We start from the raw sequence: 15,573 nt of genomic DNA, 5'->3' as shown, positions 1-15,573 counted from the left end.
GTGCTCCCCGCGACCGCCGTCGCCCTGGGGGTGCTGGCCGCCCTGCTGGCCTGGCCGGTGCCGGCGGCGCTGTCCCGGGCCGGCTGGACCCGCCGCGACCCGCTGGTCGCGCTGGTCTGCTGGCAGGCGATCGGGCTGGCCGGCGGTCTGTCGATCATCGGCGCGCTGCTCACCCACGGGTTGTCGCCCTGGGGGCACTCGCTGCCCGAGGCGTGGTGGCACTGGGCGCAGCACCTCGCGACCGGCCGGCCCCCGGAGGAGCCGGTGCGCGGCGACCACTGGGTGGCCCAGACGCTGGCCGCCGTGCTCGCCGCGGAGCTGCTCGGCGTCCTGCTGCTGTCGTGGGTGCGCACGGCCCGCACCCGGCGCCGGCACCGGGAGCTGCTCGAGCTGATGGTCACCCCGCCGGTGCCCGGTGAGGACACCCGGCTGCTCGACCACCCCGCGCCGGTCGCCTTCTGCATCCCCGGCGCGCGGCCGCTGCTGGTGCTCTCCTCGGGGATGGTCGCCGAGCTGGACGGCGACCAGCTGGCCGCCGTCGTCGCGCACGAGCGGGCGCACCTGACCGAGCACCACCACCTGCTGCTGCTGCCGTTCGTGGCCTGGCGGGCCGCGCTGCCGGTGCTGCCCGCCGCGGACCGCGCGCACGACGCGGTACGGGCGCTGGTGGAAATGCGCGCCGACGACGTGGCGCTGCGCTCGCTGGACGGTCCGGACCCGCGGCGGACCCTGGCCGGCGCGATCGTCGCGGTCGCCGGCGCGGCCGGTGGGGAGGTGCCGGCCGGCGCGCTCGCGATGACCGGTGGGCCGGTCGCCGAGCGGGTGCGGCGGCTGCTCGCGCCGGCGGTGCCGCTGCCGGTGGCCGGGCGGTGGGGTGTGCTGGCCGCCGCGGTGGCGCTGCTGCTGGTCCCGACGGCGCTGCTGCTGGTCCCGGCCTTCGCCTGAAGGAGGACCACCCTTCCCCCCACGCCTCGCGGGCGTCAGCGCCGGTCGTCGAGCTCCCGGCGGGCATCGTCGCGCTCGGCCCGCGCCGACGCGAGGTCGTCCTGCAGCTGGACGATGACCTGCGCCGAGGACAGCAGGTGCCCGTCGTCCAGCAGCACGCGCACCCGGGCGGCGACCTGCAGCTGGTGCCGTGAGTAGCGGCGGTGGCCGCCGGGGGAGCGGTGCGGGTGCAGCACACCGGAGGAGTCCAGGCTGCGCAGGAACGCCGCCTGCACGCCCAGCAGCTCGGCCGCCTGGCTCATGGTCAGGACCGGGTGGTCCGGGTCGTCGAGCCGGTCGAGCGGGTCGGCCATCGCGGGTCCTCCTCGGGAACGACGGAGGGGCGGGACCCGTGGGTCCCGCCCCTCCGGGGATCGGACGGCGTCAGCTCTGCCGGGCCTCCGCCGCGGGCTGGTCGCCCTCGATGGTGCGGTGCTCGCCGGACTCGACCGCGGCCGGGGTGTCGGCCCTGGTGACGGTGATCTTGCGGGCCTTGGCCTTCTCCGCGACCGGGATGCTCACGGTGAGCACGCCGTCGTGGTAGCTGGCCTCCAGCCGGTCGGTGTCGAGGTTGCGGCCGAGCAGCAGCTGCCGGGTGTAGCTGCCGAACGGCCGCTCGGCGACCGCCCACTGGGCGCCCTCGATCTCCGGCACCGAGCGCTCGGCGCTGACCGTCAGCGTGGTGCCCTCGACCTGCAGGTCGATCGAGCCGGGGTCGACGCCCGGCAGGTCGAAGTGGGCGACGAAGTTGTCACCGACCCGGTAGGCGTCCATCGGCATCCCGGCCAGGGGCCGTGCGGTCCTGGTGCCGGGCCGGCCGAGCTGGTCTAGCACCCGGAACACCGACGAGGCGGTGCCGAACGGGTCGTAGTTGCTCATCGTCATGGCTGCGTACCTCCAGAGGTGTGCGTTCCGGTGTTCGCTGCCCTGAGGTGAACCTCCAGTGGCGACTGGAGACTACCTCAGACGCGCACTTGAGTAAACGTCTCCGCTCCAAGAATGTTCCAGCCGTCGCTGCAACTCTTGTCCAAGGGTCGGCAGCGTCATGGCGTCCAGCCGCGGGACCGCAGCGCGCGCTCGCACCGGTCGAGCACCGCCCAGCGTCGGTGCAGGTGCGCCCGGCCGAACCGCAGCACGAGCCAGCCGTCGGCGGCCATGTGCGTGTACCGCTCGATGTCCTCGCCGAAGCGCCCCGGATCGGCGTGCTGCGCGCCCTCGTACTCGATGAGCACCCGCCACCGGCGCCAGCCCAGGTCACCGTGCGCGACCTCCCGGCCCCAGCGGTCGAACACCGGCACCTGCACCTCCGGATCGGGCAGCGCGCTGTCGAGCAGCCACACCCGCACCAGGCTCTCCGGTCGTGACGCCGCGTCCCCCGTGAGCTGGCCCGCCCGCCGCCGCGCCCGGACGACGCCGCGCAGTCCGTCCGCGCGCGCGAGCCGCTCGGCCAACCGCGCCTCGTCCATGGCTCCGCCGCGGAGCAGGGCGTCGCCGACCGCCACCAGTTCGTCGTCCGGCACCGCGGCCGCCAGGTCCAGCCAGGTCTGGGCGCCCGATGTGACCGGCAGGCCGCGCAGGTGGGCGACGTCCGTGCGGGTCAGCCCGCGGGTGACCGCGACGAGTCCCGGGTGCCGGGGCGGCACGACCTCGGTGGGCACCACGACGTGCGGTCGGATCGGCTCGGCCACCGGGGCACCGTGCAGGAACGCGGCGGTGCCGAGCCCGAACGCGGCGCCGGCGGGGAGCACCGCCGTCCAGGCGTGGCAGCGCTCCTCCAGCGTCGGGTCGACGGCGCGGGAGAGGTACGCACCGCGCCCCACCCGCACGCCGTCGGCCGCGATCCGCCGGCGGCCCAGCCCGGCGGCCCGGGCGGCCGCCCAGCCGTAGGCGGTCGGGTGCTCGTCCACGGCACCGACGCTGCCGGTCGGCAGCGCCGTGCGGGAGCGTGCGCGGTGATATGTGGACGGCGCCGCGGGCTGTGGACCGTCGGCCCCTGCGGCCGGCGATCATGCAGATCGTGCCCGCCGGCACGCCGAGGCACGGCGCGTCCCCGGGCAACAACTGCATGATCACCGGGGAAGGGGTCGGGAGGCGGGACCAGGGAAGGGACGTCAGCCGGTGAGCGGGGGCTCCAGCACGATCTCGGTGGGGCACCCCGGCCCGGGGAAGGTCAGCACGAACCGCACCGCGGCCGCCACCTGGGCGGGCTGCAGCACCTGGTCGGGGTGCTGCTGCACGACCGGCGCGGCCAGCGCCGCCCCGGCGGCCACCAGACCGGGGGAGATCAGGCTGACCCGCACGCCGCGCGTCCGGACGTCGGCCCACACGCCCCCGGCGAGCCCGGCCAGCCCGTGCTTGCTGGCCACGTAGGCGGCGTTGTCCGGGAACGCCTGCCGGGCGGCGCCCGACCCCAGGTAGACCAGCGCCCCGGGCGGGTCGGCGAGCACCGCCGGCAGCAGCAGCCGGGTGGTCAGCGCGGCAGCGGTCAGGTTGACGTCGAGCACCTCCGCCCAGCGGTCGGGGTCGGCGCGGTCGGCGGGCGCCCAGTCGAACACCCCGGCCGCCCAGACCACCGCCGCGAGCCCGCCGCCCGCGGACACCTCGGCGGCGGCCCGGCGCAGCGCGGGGCGGTCGGTGAGCTCGACCTGCTGCCACCGGCTGGGGACGCCGACGGTGGCGCACGCCCCGGACGCCTCCGCAAGCCGCTGCGGGTCGCGCCCCCAGAGGGTGACGTCGAGCCCCAGGCCGGCGAGCTCCAGCGCGATCGCCCGCCCGATGGTGCTCGACCCGCCGACCACCAGGGCGCGGGCGGAGGCCGTCGTCACCGCGGGCCGGGGCCGTCGTCGGCGGTCGGCTCGCCCTGGTGCACGTGCTGGTAGACGTCCGGTTCCTCGTCGGCGTCCTGCGGGGCCGCGAACGTGACGTCGACCCGTTCGAAGCCCTTCTGCCGCTGGGCCTTCGCCTGCCCGGTGTAGCTGCGCCGGTCGCCGGAGGTGAGCTGCACGTCGTCGGTGAAGGGGGTGAGCAGCGCCCGCGGGTGCAGCCGGTCGACGCGCACCACGTTCACCTCGACGCACAGCACCACCGCGGTGGCGGCCAGGTAGAGGAAGGCGAGCAGCCCGAGCACCAGCGCGAACACCCCGTTGGTGGCGCTGGCGTTGCGGACGACGTGCTTCACGTAGGCCACGCCGAAGGTCTGCAGCAGCTGCCAGGCGACCGCGGCCAGCAGCGCGCCGGGCAGCACCTGGCGCGCCGTCAGCGGCCGCGAGGTGGCCAGCCGGAACACCAGCAGGAACACCGTGGCGCCGAGGACCAGCGAGCCGGCCAGCACCAGCGCCCGCAACAGCGGGCCGAACGAGCCGGCGTTGCCCGCGCCGATCGACGACAGCGCGAAGCTGCCCAGCACCATGAGCCCGCCGGCGCCCAGCAGCAGCAGGCTCCGGCCGCGGGCGAGGAACGGGTTGGGCCGCTTGTTGCGCGGCACCGACCAGGCGGTGTTCATCGCGTACTGGGCGGCCTGCGCCACGCCCAGCGCGCCGTAGATCGCCACGAGCGAGCCGATGACCACCCCGCCGACCCCACCGCTGAGCGCCTGCGGCGTGCCGAGCTGGTCGCCCACCACCGGGAACTGGCTGAGCGCGGAGTTGATCAGCCGCTCCTGCAGCTCCGGGTCGCCGCGCAGCAGGTAGGACAGCACGGTCGAGGTGAGCAGCAGCAGCGGGAACAGCGAGACGAACGCGTAGTAGGTGATGAGCGCGGCCAGGTAGGGCCCGGAGTCGTCGACGTACTTGTAGACGACCGCGATCGGGAAGCCGGCCGCCCGGTGCCGCCGCTGCAGCCGGTCCAGCCGGTCGGTGATGCCCACGCGCGCATCGCACCACGGGTCTCGACGCGCGGCCAGGGGACCGGGCAGGGTCGGGGCGTGACCGACGATGAGTCCCCCCGCCCGTTCCGCGTCGACGTGCCGTCGGCCGACCTCGACGACCTCCGCGAGCGGCTGGCCCGGACCCGGTGGCCGGTCGAGCAGCGGCTGGAGGGGCGGCGCGGGCTGCCCCTGGACCAGGTGCGGGCACTGGCCGCGCGCTGGGCGGACGGCTGGGACTGGCGGGCGCAGGAGGCCGCGCTCAACCGGTGGCCGCAGCTGACCACCACGATCGACGGCACGCTCGTGCACGCGCTGCACGTGCGGTCGCCGCAGCCGGGCGCCCCGACGCTGGTGCTGCTGCACGGCTGGCCGGGGTCGGTGGTCGAGTTCGCCCGGGTGGTCGGCCCGCTCACCGACCCCGCCGCGCACGGCGGCGACCCGGCCGACGCCGTCTCGCTCGTCGTCCCCTCGCTGCCCGGCTACGGCTTCTCCGGGCCGACGCCCGACGGCGGCTGGACGACGACCCGGATGGCGGCCGCGGTGGCCGAGCTGCTGCGCCGGCTGGACGTCGACCGGTACGTGGTGCACGGCGGCGACTGGGGCTCCGCGGTCGGCCGGGACCTCGCCGTCCTGGCGCCGGACCGGGTGCAGGGGCTGCACGTGACGATGACGATGGGATTGGAGGTCACCGACCCGGCGACCGACGCGGAGCGGGCGGCGGCGGAGAAGTCCCGGTACTACGACGCCGAGCTCGCCGGCTACAACCGGCTGCAGGCCACCCGGCCGCTGTCGCTGGCGCCGGCGCTCAGCGACTCCCCGGTGGGCCTGCTCGCCTGGATCGCCGAGCGGTTCGCCGAGTGGACCGACCCGGCCAGCGGCGTGCTGACCGACCCCGGGCTGGTCGACCAGGTGCTCACCGACGTCGCCGTCTACTGGTTCACCGGCACCGCCGGCTCGTCCTCGCAGGTCTACTGGGAGCGGGCGCACGGCCCGGCCACGAGCTGGTCGACCGACGTGCCCACCGGCGTCGCGGTGTTCCCGCACGACCTGCGGCGGCCGGTCCGCCGGGTCGTCGAGCCGGTCGTCGACCTGGTGTCGTGGACGGAGTTCGACCGGGGAGGGCACTTCCCGGCGGTGGAGGTGCCCGACCTGCTGGTGCCCGAGCTGCGCCGGTTCGTGCGGCAGGTCGGCTGAGACCGACCCGACCCGCCGCCTGCCCGCGGATCCCGGCCGCCCGACCTAGCCTGACCGGGTGTCGGCCCACTCGCACGCCCCCGACGACGCCCCGCCCGACCCGGCCGCGGCGGCTCGGCGCCGCAGCGCCGTCCGGTTCATGCTCTGGCTGCTGGTGCCGGTCGGGGTGGCGACCCTCGCCGGGCTGATGCTGCTGTGGCCGAGCGGCGAGCAGAGCGCCGCGGGCCGGGCCGCCGGGCAGTTCCTGCCCCCCGGCACCACGTTCCCGCAGGCGACCGTCGTCCAGCTGACCGAGCAGGACTGCACGGGCGATGCCACCACCGGGCCGCCGCAGACCTGCGCGACCGCGGTCGTGGTGGTCGCCGACGGCGCCAGCGCGGGGGACAACGTGCAGGTCGACCTGTCGCCGGACGTGGTGGCCAGCGGCGTGCAGGTCGGCGACGAGCTGGTGCTCAGCCGGCAGGTGGACGCCGCGAGCGGTCAGCCCACGTACGCGTTCCAGGACTTCCCGCGCGGCACCCCGATCGTCGTCCTGGCGATCGTGTTCGCGGTGCTCGTCGGGGCGGTGGCCCGGCTGCGCGGGCTGATGAGCCTGCTCGGGCTCGGGTTCGCGTTCGTCGTCCTGCTGGAGTTCGTGCTGCCGGGGCTGCTGGCCGGCGAGTCACCGGTCTGGGTGAGCCTGGTCGGCTCGTCGGCGATCATGTTCGTCGTCCTCTACCTGGCGCACGGCTTCTCCGCACGGACGACGACCGCGCTGGTGGGCACGCTGTTCGGGCTGGCGATCAGCGCGGCGCTGGGCGCGGTCGCGGTCTCGGTCGCCCACCTCACCGGGTTCAGCAGCGAGGCGACCATCCAGCTGCAGACGTACGACCCCACGCTGGACTTCTCCGGGCTGGTGCTGGCGGCCACCGTCGTCGCCGGGCTGGGCATCCTCAACGACGTCACCATCACCCAGGCCTCCGCGGTGTGGCAGCTGCACGAGGCGGCGCCGCAGACCGGCTGGCGCGAGCTGTTCCGCCGCGGCATGGCGATCGGCCGCGACCACATCGCCTCGACCGTCTACACGCTGGTGTTCGCCTACGCCGGGGCAGCGCTGCCGCTGCTGCTGCTCTTCGAGATCTACCAGCGGCCGTTCTGGACGGTGCTCACCGGTCAGGAGGTGGGCGAGGAGGTCATCCGCACGCTGGTCGGCGGGATCGCGCTGGTGCTCGCCGTGCCGGTGACCACGGTGATCGGCGCGCTGGTCGCCACCGCCGCCACGGCGACCACCACCCCGCCCGCGCCGGAGCCCACGCCCGAGGAGGTGGCCGCCGAGCGGGAGGCCGAGCGCCGCCGGGAGCGGCTGCGCGCGATGCGCGAGGCCGCCGGCGGGGGACCGGCGACCCAGGCCCGGCCGGCCGCGGACGGCCGGGACCTCCCGCGGCCCCGCTGAGCGCGGTCCCGGGTGGTCAGGCGGTGAACAGCAGCGACACGTTCTGCCCGCCGAACCCGAACGAGTTGCTGACCGCGGCACCGATCGCCAGCTCGCGGGGCTTGCCGGTGACCACCTCGAGCTGCACCTCGTCGTCCTGCTGCTCCAGGTTCAGCGTCGGCGGCACGAGGCCGTCGCGGACCGACAGCAACGTCGCGATCGCCTCCACCGCCCCGGCGGCGCCGACCAGGTGACCCAGCGCCGACTTCGGGGCGGTCAGCAGCACGTGGTCGCCGAGGGCCCGCCGGACGGCCCGGGCCTCGCCGACGTCGCCGACCACGGTGGAGGTCGCGTGCGCGTTCACGTGGTCGACGTCGGCGGGGGTGAGCCCGGCGTCGGCGACCGCCTTGAGCACCGCCCGGACCTGCCCGGCGCCGGACGGGTCGGGGCCGGTGATGTGGTACGCGTCGGAGGTGACGCCGATGCCGGCCAGCCGGCCGAGCACCCGGGCGCCGCGAGCCGCGGCGAAGTCGGCGCGCTCGAGCACCACCACCCCGGCGCCCTCGCCGAGCACGAAGCCGTCCCGGGCGGCGTCGAAGGGTCGCGAGGCCCGCTCGGGTTCGTCGTTGCGGGTCGACAGCGTGCGCGCCTGCCCGAAGGCGGCCACGGTCAGCGGCCGGATGTTGGCCTCGGTGCCGCCGGCGACCACGACGTCCGCCTCGCCGGAGCGGATGAGCCGGACGGCCTGCACCAGCGCCTCGGCACCCGAGGAGCAGGCCGACACCGGCGTGTAGACCCCGGCCCGGGCGCCGAGCTCCAGGCTCACCCAGGCGGCCGGGCCGTTCGGCATCATCATCGGCACGGTCAGCGGGGAGACCTTCCGCTGCCCGCCGGCCTCCAGGGCGTCGTCCTGGGCGAGCAGCGTGGTGAGCCCGCCGACCCCGGTGCCGATCGCGACGGCCAGCCGCTCGCCGTCCACCTCGGGCGCGCCCGCGTCGGCCCACGCCTGCTGGGCGGCCACCAGCGCGGCCTGCTCGGCCCGGTCGAGCCGGCGGGCCTGCACCCGTGGCAGCACCCCCGCCGGGTCGACCGCCAGGGGCGCGGCGATCCGGGTGGTCAGGGTGTCGGCCCCCGGGCTGCCGGCGAGCAGGTCGTCGATCCGGCGCACCCCGGACCGGCCGCCGAGCAGGCCCTGCCACAGCGCGTCGACGTCCCCGCCGAGCGGCGTGGTGGCGCCGAGTCCGGTGACGACGACGTCGGTGCTGTGCATGCCTGGCCCTCCCGCTCCGGCGACCGGGGTGGTCCGCCGTTCCTTGTACCGTATACAACTAACGGCGTGACCAGTCCCGAGCCCGCGCGGACCCGCGGCCGCCGCACCCGGGCGGCGATCCTCGAGCGGGCCGTCGCGCTGTTCGCCGAGCGGGGTCTGGACGGCGTGAGCCTGGCCGAGGTCGCCGAGGCGGCCGGGGTGTTCCCCAGCCAGATCACCTACTACTTCGCCAGCAAGCACGCGCTGTTCGTGCACTCGGCGTTCGCGCTGCTGCTGCGCGACGCCGAGCGGCTGGAGCGGGTCGGCCGCCGGCAGCGCACCCCGGAGGCGTTCCGCGCGGCGCTGGCCCGCGCCGCGCTGGCGCTGCCGTCGGTGCCGCTGGCGACCCAGGCGCTGGCGGTCGCCGCCCACCGCCCGGAGCTGCACGCCGCGGTCCAGCGCGACCTGACGCTGCTGTTCCGGTCCGCGCAGCGCTACCTCGAGGCGGTGCTCGCCGAGCGGGACTGGGTGGTCGACCGCGCGCCGGACACCGAGACCCGGACCTTCTGGAGCACGGTGCTGGGCGCCCGGCTGGTGGCGGCGTCCGGGTTCGGCGGCCGGTCGGCCGAGCTCGACCTGGCCGGGGTGCTCACCGTCCGCGCCCGCTGACATCCTCGGGCGGTGCCGACCGACCTGCTCGCCGCCGCCGCTGCCGCCCCCGGCTTCATGCCGCCGGACGAGGGGTGGGCGCTGTACGAGGCCGCCCGGGACGTCGCCGTGCCGGGGCCGCTGCTGGAGATCGGCAGCTGGCAGGGCAAGTCGGCGCTGTACCTGGCCGCCGCCGCGCGGGAGACCGGCCGCCAGGTGGTGACCGTCGACCACCACCGCGGCTCGGAGGAGCACCAGCCCGGCTGGGACTACCACGACCCGTCGCTGGTCGACCCGCTCGTCGGGCGGATCGACACGCTGCCCCGCTTCCGCCGGACCATCGCCGACGCCGGCGCGGAGGACGTCGTGGTCGCCGTCGTCGCCCGCTCGGAGGTGCTGGCCCCCCTCTGGTCGACCCCGCTGGCGCTGCTGTTCCTCGACGGCAGCCACACCGAGGAGTCCGCCCGCCGCGACCAGGACGCCTGGGTCGCCAAGCTCGCCGCCGGCGGCACCCTGGCTGTCCACGACGTCTTCCCCGACCCGGCGGACGGCGGGCAGGCGCCCTACGGCGTCTACCGGCGGGTGCTCGCGTCCGGGGAGTTCACCGAGCTGCCCGGCACCGGGTCGCTCCGCTTGCTGCGCCGCGACCGCCGCTGACCCCCGGTGCGGCACGATGGGCGTCGTGCCCGTCCGCGTCTGCCTGCTCGGCCCGGTCGCCGTCCTGCGGTCCGACGGCACGGCGGCCGACGGCCGGCCGGTCGACGTGGGGGGTCCCCGCGCGCGGGCGCTGCTGGCCCGGCTCGCGATCGACCCCGGCCGGGTGGTGGGCCTGGACGCGCTGATCGACGCGCTGTGGGACGGCGAGCCGCCCGCGGCGCCGGGCAACGCGGTGCAGGCGGTGGTCTCCCGGCTGCGGCGGGCGCTGCCGGAGCTCTCGCTGCGCGCGCAGGCGCACGGCTACGTGCTGGAGCGGCCCGCCCGGGTCGACGCCGCCGAGTTCGAGGCGCTCGTGGCCCGGGCCCGCGACGAGCGCGACCCGCAGCGGGTGGTCGAGCTGCTCGACGCCGCGGAGGCGCTGTGGCGGGGGCCGGCGCTGGCCGACCTGCGCGACCTGGCGTTCACCGCCGCGCCCGCGGCCCGCTGGACCGAGCTGCGGCTGTCCGCGGCCGAGCAGCGGCTCACCGCCGAGCTGGCCCGCGGCCGGGCGGCCGCCGTCCTGCCCGAGCTGGAGGAGCTGACCGCCGACCACCCGCTGCGGGAGACCCTCGCCGTGCTGCTGGTCCGCGCGCTGGCGCAGCTGGGCCGCCCGGCCGAGGCGCTCACCGCCTACGGGCGCTGCCGCGCCCGGCTGGCCGACGAGCTCGGCGCCGACCCGTCACCGGCGCTGCAGGCCGAGCACCTGGCGGTGCTGCGCGGCCGGACCACCGCCCCCGAGCCGCCCGCGGTCCGGGACGGCACCCCGCTGCGCACCCCGCTGACCAGCTTCCTGGGCCGGGACGACGAGCTGGCCGCGGCCCGGCGGATGCTCGACGGCGGCCGGTTGGTGACGCTGCTCGGGCCGGGCGGCGCGGGCAAGACCCGGCTGGCGCTGGAGACCGCGCACGCCCGCCGGGGCGAGGTGCCCGACGGCGTCTGGTGGGTGGAGCTGGCCCCGGTCGCCGACGCCCGGCTGCTGCCCGCGGCCGTGCTGGCCGCGGTCGGCCAGCGCGAGGGCACGTCGCTGGAGCGGGTGCCGACCCTGGTCGAGGCCAGCGACCGGCTGCAGGAGACGTTCGCCGAGCGCCGGGCGCTGCTCGTGCTGGACAACTGCGAGCACCTGGTCGCCGCCGTCGCCCAGCTCACCGACGAGCTGCTCGCGCACTGCCCGCGGCTGTCGGTGCTGACCACCAGCCGCGAGCCGCTCGGCGTCCCCGGCGAGACGGTGCTGCCGGTGGGGCCGCTGGAGGTGCCCGAGGCCGGCGACGAGGGTGCCGCCGACGCCCCGGTGGTGCGGCTGTTCGCCGACCGGGCCGCCGCGGTGCGGCCGGACTTCGCGGTGACCGCGCAGAACCTGCCCGCCGTGCTGGAGATCTGCACCCGGCTGGACGGGATGCCGCTGGCCCTGGAGCTGGCCGCTGCGCGGCTGCGCAGCCTGGGGGTCGCCCAGATCGCCGCCCGGCTCGACGACCGGTTCCAGCTGCTGACCGGCGGCAGCCGGGTGGCGCTGCCCCGGCACCAGACGCTGCGCGCGGTGGTCGAGTGGAGCTGGGAGGCGCTCGACGCCCGCGAGCAGGCGGTGGCCCGGCGGCTGTCGGTGTTCAGCGGCGGGGCGACCCTCGACGCGGTCGAGGCCGTCTGCGCGGACCCGGGCTGGCTGCCCGGCGAGGTGCTCGACGTGGTCAGCGCGCTGGTGGAGAAGTCGCTGCTGCTGGCCGGGTCGGCCGGCCCCGACGACGGCGTCCGCTACCGGATGCTCGAGACGATCCGCGCCTACGGTGCCGAGCAGCTCGACGCCGCCGGGGAGCGCGACCGGGTGGAGCGCGCGCAGGCCGCCTGGTGCCTGCGGGTGGTCGACGAGCTGGAGCCCCGGCTCCGCGGCCGCGGGCAGCTGCCCGCGCTGCACCAGCTGGACGCCGAGCACGACGGGCTGCTCGCCGTCCTGCAGCGGGCGGTCGCCGGCGGCGACGGGGAGACCGCCGTCCACCTGGGGGCGCGGCTGTGCTGGTACTGGCTGCTCACCGGGCGGCAGGCCGCCGCCAGCAGCTGGCTCGCGCAGGTCGTCGCGCTGCCCGGCGGCACGCCGGCGCAGCGGGCGACCTGCCGGACGTTCGCCGCGATGAGCCGGGCGGAGGGCGGCGACTGGACGTCGGCGCTGCCCGCGCTGCAGGAGGTCGCCGAGCTCCCGGCGGCCGACACCTGGGCCTCCGGTGACCCGGTCGCGGCCGTCGCGTGGGGGATCGCCGTGGTGTTCGCCGGCGGGTTCCGCTCCGGCGCCGCGCTGGACCGGCTGCGCGACCACCCCGACCCGTGGGTGCGGGCGGCGGCCCGGGCCGTGCAGGTGCAGGTCGCCGAGAACGTCGGCGAGCTGGCCGCGCTCGCCGACGAGCTCGTGGCGGTGCACGCCGAGTTCACCCGCCTCGGCGACCGGTGGGGCCGCTCGTTCACCGCCAGCAGCCTCGCCTCGTCGCTGGCCACCGAGGGTGACCTGGCCGGCGCGCTGGCCCGCTACGACGAGGCGATCGAGGTGGGGGAGGAGCTCGGCCTCACCGACGACGGAAACGCGATGCGGATCCGGCGGGCGCTGGTGCGCGCCGCGACCGGGGACCGTGCCGGGGCCCGCGCCGAGGTCGAGGAGCTGTTCGCCCGGGTGGCGGGCACCGGCGGCCCGCACCTGGCGTTCGTGGAGTCGGCGCTCGCCGGGCTCGACCTGCTCGAGGGCCGGATCGAGGAGGCGGAGCGGCTGCAGCGGGCGGCGGTGGCCCGGCTGGCCGGCACCGCGGGGCCACCGCAGGTCCTGGCGATGGTGCACGCCGGTCTCGGCCTGGTGCTCGCCGCCCGCGCCGCACACCAGCCGGGCGACCCCGCGGTGGTGCAGGAGGCGGCCGCGGAGCTCGACGCGGCGCTGGACCAGGCCGTCCGGGTGTCCGCCGACATGCCGATCGCGGCGATGGTCGTGCAGGGGCTCGCGGCGCTCGCCCTGGCCACCGGCGACGTGGAGCGCGCCGGCACCCTGTTCGGGATGGCCACCGCCGTCCGCGGCCGCCGGGACCGGGGTGACCTGGTCACCCTCGAGGTCGAGCGGCGGCTGCGGGAACGGCTGGGCGAGGCGGAGACCGAACGGCTGCACGCCGCCGGTGCGGCCGTGCCCCGGGCCGACGTGTTCGCCGAGCTCGGGGCGGCCTACACCGGCGGCTGGCCGGCCTTCCCGGCCGGGGAGACGGCTCAGACGCGACGCCGGTAGGCCCGCATCGCCAGCGGCACGAACACCACCAGCAGCAGCGCCGCCCAGCCCGCGGTCCAGGCCAGCGGCTCGGCCACCGGCCCGCCCAGCAGCAGCCCGCGGACGACCTCGATCAGGTGGGTCACCGGGTTGTTGCGGGTGAACGCTTGCAGCCAGCCGGGCAGCGTGGCCGGGTCGACCAGCGCGTTGCTGCCGAAGACCAGCGGGAACATGGCCAGGAAGCCGATGCCCTGCACGGCGCCGGCCGACCGCACGGTGAGCCCGATCCAGACGAACACCCAGGACAGGCACATGGCGAAGGCGATCGCCACCAGCACCGCCAGCGCCGCCGCGGGCAGGCCCTCGGTCGTCCGGAAGCCGAGCGCCGAGACGAAGACCAGCAGCACCCCGACCGCGGTGACGTACCGGACGACGTCGGCGAGCACCGCGCCCACCAGCGGCGCGGACCGGGCGATGGGCAGGCTGCGGAACCGGTCGAACACTCCCTTGCTGATGTCGTTGTTCAGCGCGGTGCCGATGCCGCCGGTGGCGAACAGCAGGGTCTGCGCCAGGATGCCGGGCACCAGGTAGGTCAGGTAGTCGTGCCAGTCGCCTGAGATGGCGCCGCCGAAGACGAACACGAACAGCACGGTGAAGACGATCGGCTGCAGGCTGACGTCCATCAGCGCCTCGGGCTGGTGGCGGATCTTCACCACGTTGCGCCAGGCGAGGGTCAGCGACTGCTGCAGGGCGGACCCGCCGCCCGGGCGGGTGGTCGCCGGCCGGGTGGCCGGCGGAGCGGTGAGCGTGGTCATGCGAGGGCCTCCTGCGGGTCGGTGGGCACGCCCTGCTCGGCCGCGTGGCCGGTGAGCGCGAAGAAGACGTCGTCCAGGCTGGGCAGCCGGACGGCGAGCTCGGAGACGGCGACGCCGGCGACGGTGAGCCGGTCCAGCACCGTGCCGAGCAGCGTCTCGCTGGGCACCGGCACCGAGCTGGTGCCACGGCTGTCGGTGGTGGGCACCGCGCCGGTGACCTGCTCGAGCACCTGCAGGACGACCGGCTGGTCGGCGCGGTCGCGCGGGCGCACGGTGAGCGTCCGGGCGCCGGTGCGGAGCTTCAGCTCGTCGCTGGTGCCGCGGGCGACGACGGTGCCCTCGTCGAAGACGACGATGTCGTCGGCGAGCTCGTCGGCCTCCTCCAGGTACTGCGTGGTCAGCAGCACGGTGGTGCCGTCGTCGACCAGGCCGCGCACGGTGTCCCAGACCTCGTTGCGGCTGCGCGGGTCCAGGCCGGTGGTCGGCTCGTCGAGGAACAGCACGCGCGGCCGGTTGACCAGGCTGGCGGCCAGGTCGAGCCGCCGGCGCATGCCACCGGAGTAGGTCTTGGCGGAGCGGCCGCCGGCGTCGCTGAGGCTGAACCGGGCCAGCAGCTCGGTGGCCCGGGCGTGCGCGTCGGTCCGGGAGGCGCCGAGCAGCCGGCCGATCATGACGAGGTTCTGGCGGCCGGTGAGGTCCTCGTCGACCGAGGCGTACTGGCCGGTCAGGCCGATGAGCTCGCGGACCCGCTGCGGTTCGCGGGCGACGTCGTGGCCGCAGATCCGGGCGGTGCCGGCGTCGGCGCGCAGCAGCGTGGCGAGCACCCGCACCGCGGTCGTCTTGCCGGCGCCGTTCGGGCCGAGCACGCCGAGCACGGTGCCGGCGGGGGCGGAGAGGTCGACGCCGGCCAGCGCGCGGGTCGACCCGTAGCTGAGCTCCAGGCCGGTCGCCTCGATGGTGTTGTCCATGTGTCCTCCTGCAGACGTGGTCTGTCGGAGGAGACGGTCGCGCCGGGCGCTGACGGCCGGCCGACGTCGCGCTGACGCCCGCTGACGACGCCTGGGTGGAGTCCCAGCGCATCGATCTCCGAGCGCTGGGACTCCACCCGGCGCGCGGGGGACGATGGAGGCGTGACCGTGCTCGACGACCTGACCCGCACCCGGGCGGAGACCCTCGCCCAGATCGACGCGCTCACCCGCGAGTTCGCCGAGGTGGTGGCCGCGTCGCAGTCGTCGAACGCCGACGACGAGCACGACCCGGAGGGCGCGACGATCGCGTTCGAGCGGCAGCAGGTGGCCGCGCTGCTGGACTCCGCCCGCCGCCGGCTGGCCGACGTGGACGCCGCGCTGGCCCGCGCGCAGGACGGCGGCTACGGCGTCTGCGAGAGCTGCGGCCGGCCGATCGCCGCCGAGCGGCTGGCCGCCCGCCCGCAGGCCCGCACCTGCATCGGCTGCGCCCGCTGAGCGGGGCGCCGCCGTCCGGGCACCC

Annotated in this window: 15 protein-coding genes; 7 read left to right on the top strand and 8 right to left on the bottom strand. The window is 76.7% G+C overall.

All coding sequences use genetic code 11. The features are described 5' to 3' along the window. The gene (locus AB0J00_RS02375) at positions 1–945 is read left to right on the top strand and encodes a M56 family metallopeptidase (protein ID WP_357739585.1); all 945 of its coding nucleotides are present in this window, start codon (positions 1–3) and stop codon (positions 943–945) included. 35 nt (positions 946–980) lie between these two features. Here the strand turns inward: AB0J00_RS02375 and AB0J00_RS02370 are convergent, their stop codons facing one another. From AB0J00_RS02370 to AB0J00_RS02350, 5 genes are all read right to left on the bottom strand, one after another. Then, positions 981–1,298 (bottom strand): MerR family transcriptional regulator, encoded by a 318-nt coding sequence (locus AB0J00_RS02370; RefSeq protein WP_357739582.1) that lies wholly within the window; start codon positions 1,296–1,298, stop codon positions 981–983. Positions 1,299–1,368: 70 nt separating this feature from the next. Further along, on the bottom strand, positions 1,369–1,863 hold the full coding sequence (locus tag AB0J00_RS02365; RefSeq protein WP_357739579.1) for an Hsp20/alpha crystallin family protein: 495 nt from the start codon (positions 1,861–1,863) through the stop codon (positions 1,369–1,371). A 164-nt stretch (positions 1,864–2,027) separates the two neighbouring features. Next, positions 2,028–2,891 carry a hypothetical protein gene (locus tag AB0J00_RS02360; RefSeq protein WP_357739577.1) on the bottom strand — a complete coding sequence of 288 codons (864 nt, stop codon included), beginning with the start codon at positions 2,889–2,891 and terminating at the stop codon, positions 2,028–2,030. A gap of 204 nt (positions 2,892–3,095) precedes the next feature. Then, entirely contained in the window at positions 3,096–3,809 is a 714-nt protein-coding gene (locus tag AB0J00_RS02355; protein ID WP_357739574.1) for an SDR family oxidoreductase, read from the bottom strand. After that, complete coding sequence (locus AB0J00_RS02350) at positions 3,806–4,849, bottom strand: YihY/virulence factor BrkB family protein (RefSeq protein ID WP_357739571.1); 1,044 nt, start codon at positions 4,847–4,849, stop codon at positions 3,806–3,808. The genes AB0J00_RS02355 and AB0J00_RS02350 overlap by 4 nt, the downstream gene beginning before the upstream one ends. 57 nt (positions 4,850–4,906) lie before the next feature. Here AB0J00_RS02350 and AB0J00_RS02345 point away from each other — a divergent pair, with 57 nt between their 5' ends. Together AB0J00_RS02345 and AB0J00_RS02340 are read left to right on the top strand one after the other, a co-directional pair. Continuing rightward, positions 4,907–6,043 carry an epoxide hydrolase family protein gene (locus tag AB0J00_RS02345; protein ID WP_357739568.1) on the top strand — a complete coding sequence of 379 codons (1,137 nt, stop codon included), beginning with the start codon at positions 4,907–4,909 and terminating at the stop codon, positions 6,041–6,043. A gap of 58 nt (positions 6,044–6,101) precedes the next feature. After that, positions 6,102–7,475, top strand: a complete 1,374-nt coding sequence (locus AB0J00_RS02340; protein ID WP_357739565.1) for a YibE/F family protein — start codon at positions 6,102–6,104, stop codon at positions 7,473–7,475. Between the two features lie 16 nt (positions 7,476–7,491). Here AB0J00_RS02340 and AB0J00_RS02335 read toward each other — a convergent pair whose 3' ends face one another. After that, positions 7,492–8,724 carry a beta-ketoacyl-[acyl-carrier-protein] synthase family protein gene (locus AB0J00_RS02335; RefSeq protein WP_357739562.1) on the bottom strand — a complete coding sequence of 411 codons (1,233 nt, stop codon included), beginning with the start codon at positions 8,722–8,724 and terminating at the stop codon, positions 7,492–7,494. A 66-nt stretch (positions 8,725–8,790) separates the two neighbouring features. Between AB0J00_RS02335 and AB0J00_RS02330 the strand changes: the two genes are divergently transcribed. From AB0J00_RS02330 to AB0J00_RS02320, 3 genes are read left to right on the top strand one after another with little or no spacing between them, the layout of a single operon-like run. Continuing rightward, entirely contained in the window at positions 8,791–9,372 is a 582-nt protein-coding gene (locus tag AB0J00_RS02330; protein ID WP_357739559.1) for a TetR/AcrR family transcriptional regulator C-terminal domain-containing protein, read from the top strand. A gap of 12 nt (positions 9,373–9,384) precedes the next feature. Further along, a complete protein-coding gene (locus AB0J00_RS02325) occupies positions 9,385–10,008 on the top strand; it encodes a class I SAM-dependent methyltransferase (protein WP_357739556.1) in 624 nt (207 codons plus the stop codon). Between the two features lie 25 nt (positions 10,009–10,033). Beyond that, a complete protein-coding gene (locus tag AB0J00_RS02320; protein ID WP_357739553.1) occupies positions 10,034–13,291 on the top strand; it encodes a BTAD domain-containing putative transcriptional regulator in 3,258 nt (1,085 codons plus the stop codon). On the opposite strand, the gene AB0J00_RS02315 is transcribed toward AB0J00_RS02320, so the two are convergent. Both AB0J00_RS02315 and AB0J00_RS02310 read right to left on the bottom strand, forming a co-directional pair. Continuing rightward, positions 13,273–14,085: an ABC transporter permease gene (locus tag AB0J00_RS02315; RefSeq protein ID WP_357739550.1), complete on the bottom strand. Its 813-nt coding sequence runs from the start codon at positions 14,083–14,085 to the stop codon at positions 13,273–13,275. The genes AB0J00_RS02320 and AB0J00_RS02315 overlap by 19 nt on opposite strands. After that, positions 14,082–15,053, bottom strand: coding sequence for an ATP-binding cassette domain-containing protein (locus AB0J00_RS02310; RefSeq protein ID WP_357739547.1), 972 nt, complete (start codon positions 15,051–15,053; stop codon positions 14,082–14,084). The genes AB0J00_RS02315 and AB0J00_RS02310 overlap by 4 nt, the downstream gene beginning before the upstream one ends. Positions 15,054–15,215: 162 nt before the next feature. Between AB0J00_RS02310 and AB0J00_RS02305 the strand changes: the two genes are divergently transcribed. Next, complete coding sequence (locus tag AB0J00_RS02305) at positions 15,216–15,548, top strand: TraR/DksA C4-type zinc finger protein (protein WP_357739544.1); 333 nt, start codon at positions 15,216–15,218, stop codon at positions 15,546–15,548. The last annotated feature ends 25 nt before the right edge of the window (positions 15,549–15,573 follow it).

Source organism: Modestobacter sp. NPDC049651 (assembly GCF_040659695.1).
In the GTDB taxonomy this organism is placed as follows: domain Bacteria; phylum Actinomycetota; class Actinomycetes; order Mycobacteriales; family Geodermatophilaceae; genus Modestobacter.
This window is presented reverse-complemented; position numbering and strand designations above follow the sequence as displayed.

Bases quoted from the DNA above. Each gene is read 5' to 3' on its own strand.
- AB0J00_RS02370 (WP_357739582.1), bottom strand. From the start codon at position 1,298: ATGGCCGACCCGCTCGACCGGCTCGACGACCCGGACCACCCGGTCCTG.
- AB0J00_RS02365 (WP_357739579.1), bottom strand. From the start codon at position 1,863: ATGAGCAACTACGACCCGTTCGGCACCGCCTCGTCGGTGTTCCGGGTG.
- AB0J00_RS02335 (WP_357739562.1), bottom strand. From the start codon at position 8,724: ATGCACAGCACCGACGTCGTCGTCACCGGACTCGGCGCCACCACGCCG.
- AB0J00_RS02315 (WP_357739550.1), bottom strand. From the start codon at position 14,085: ATGACCACGCTCACCGCTCCGCCGGCCACCCGGCCGGCGACCACCCGC.
- AB0J00_RS02310 (WP_357739547.1), bottom strand. From the start codon at position 15,053: ATGGACAACACCATCGAGGCGACCGGCCTGGAGCTCAGCTACGGGTCG.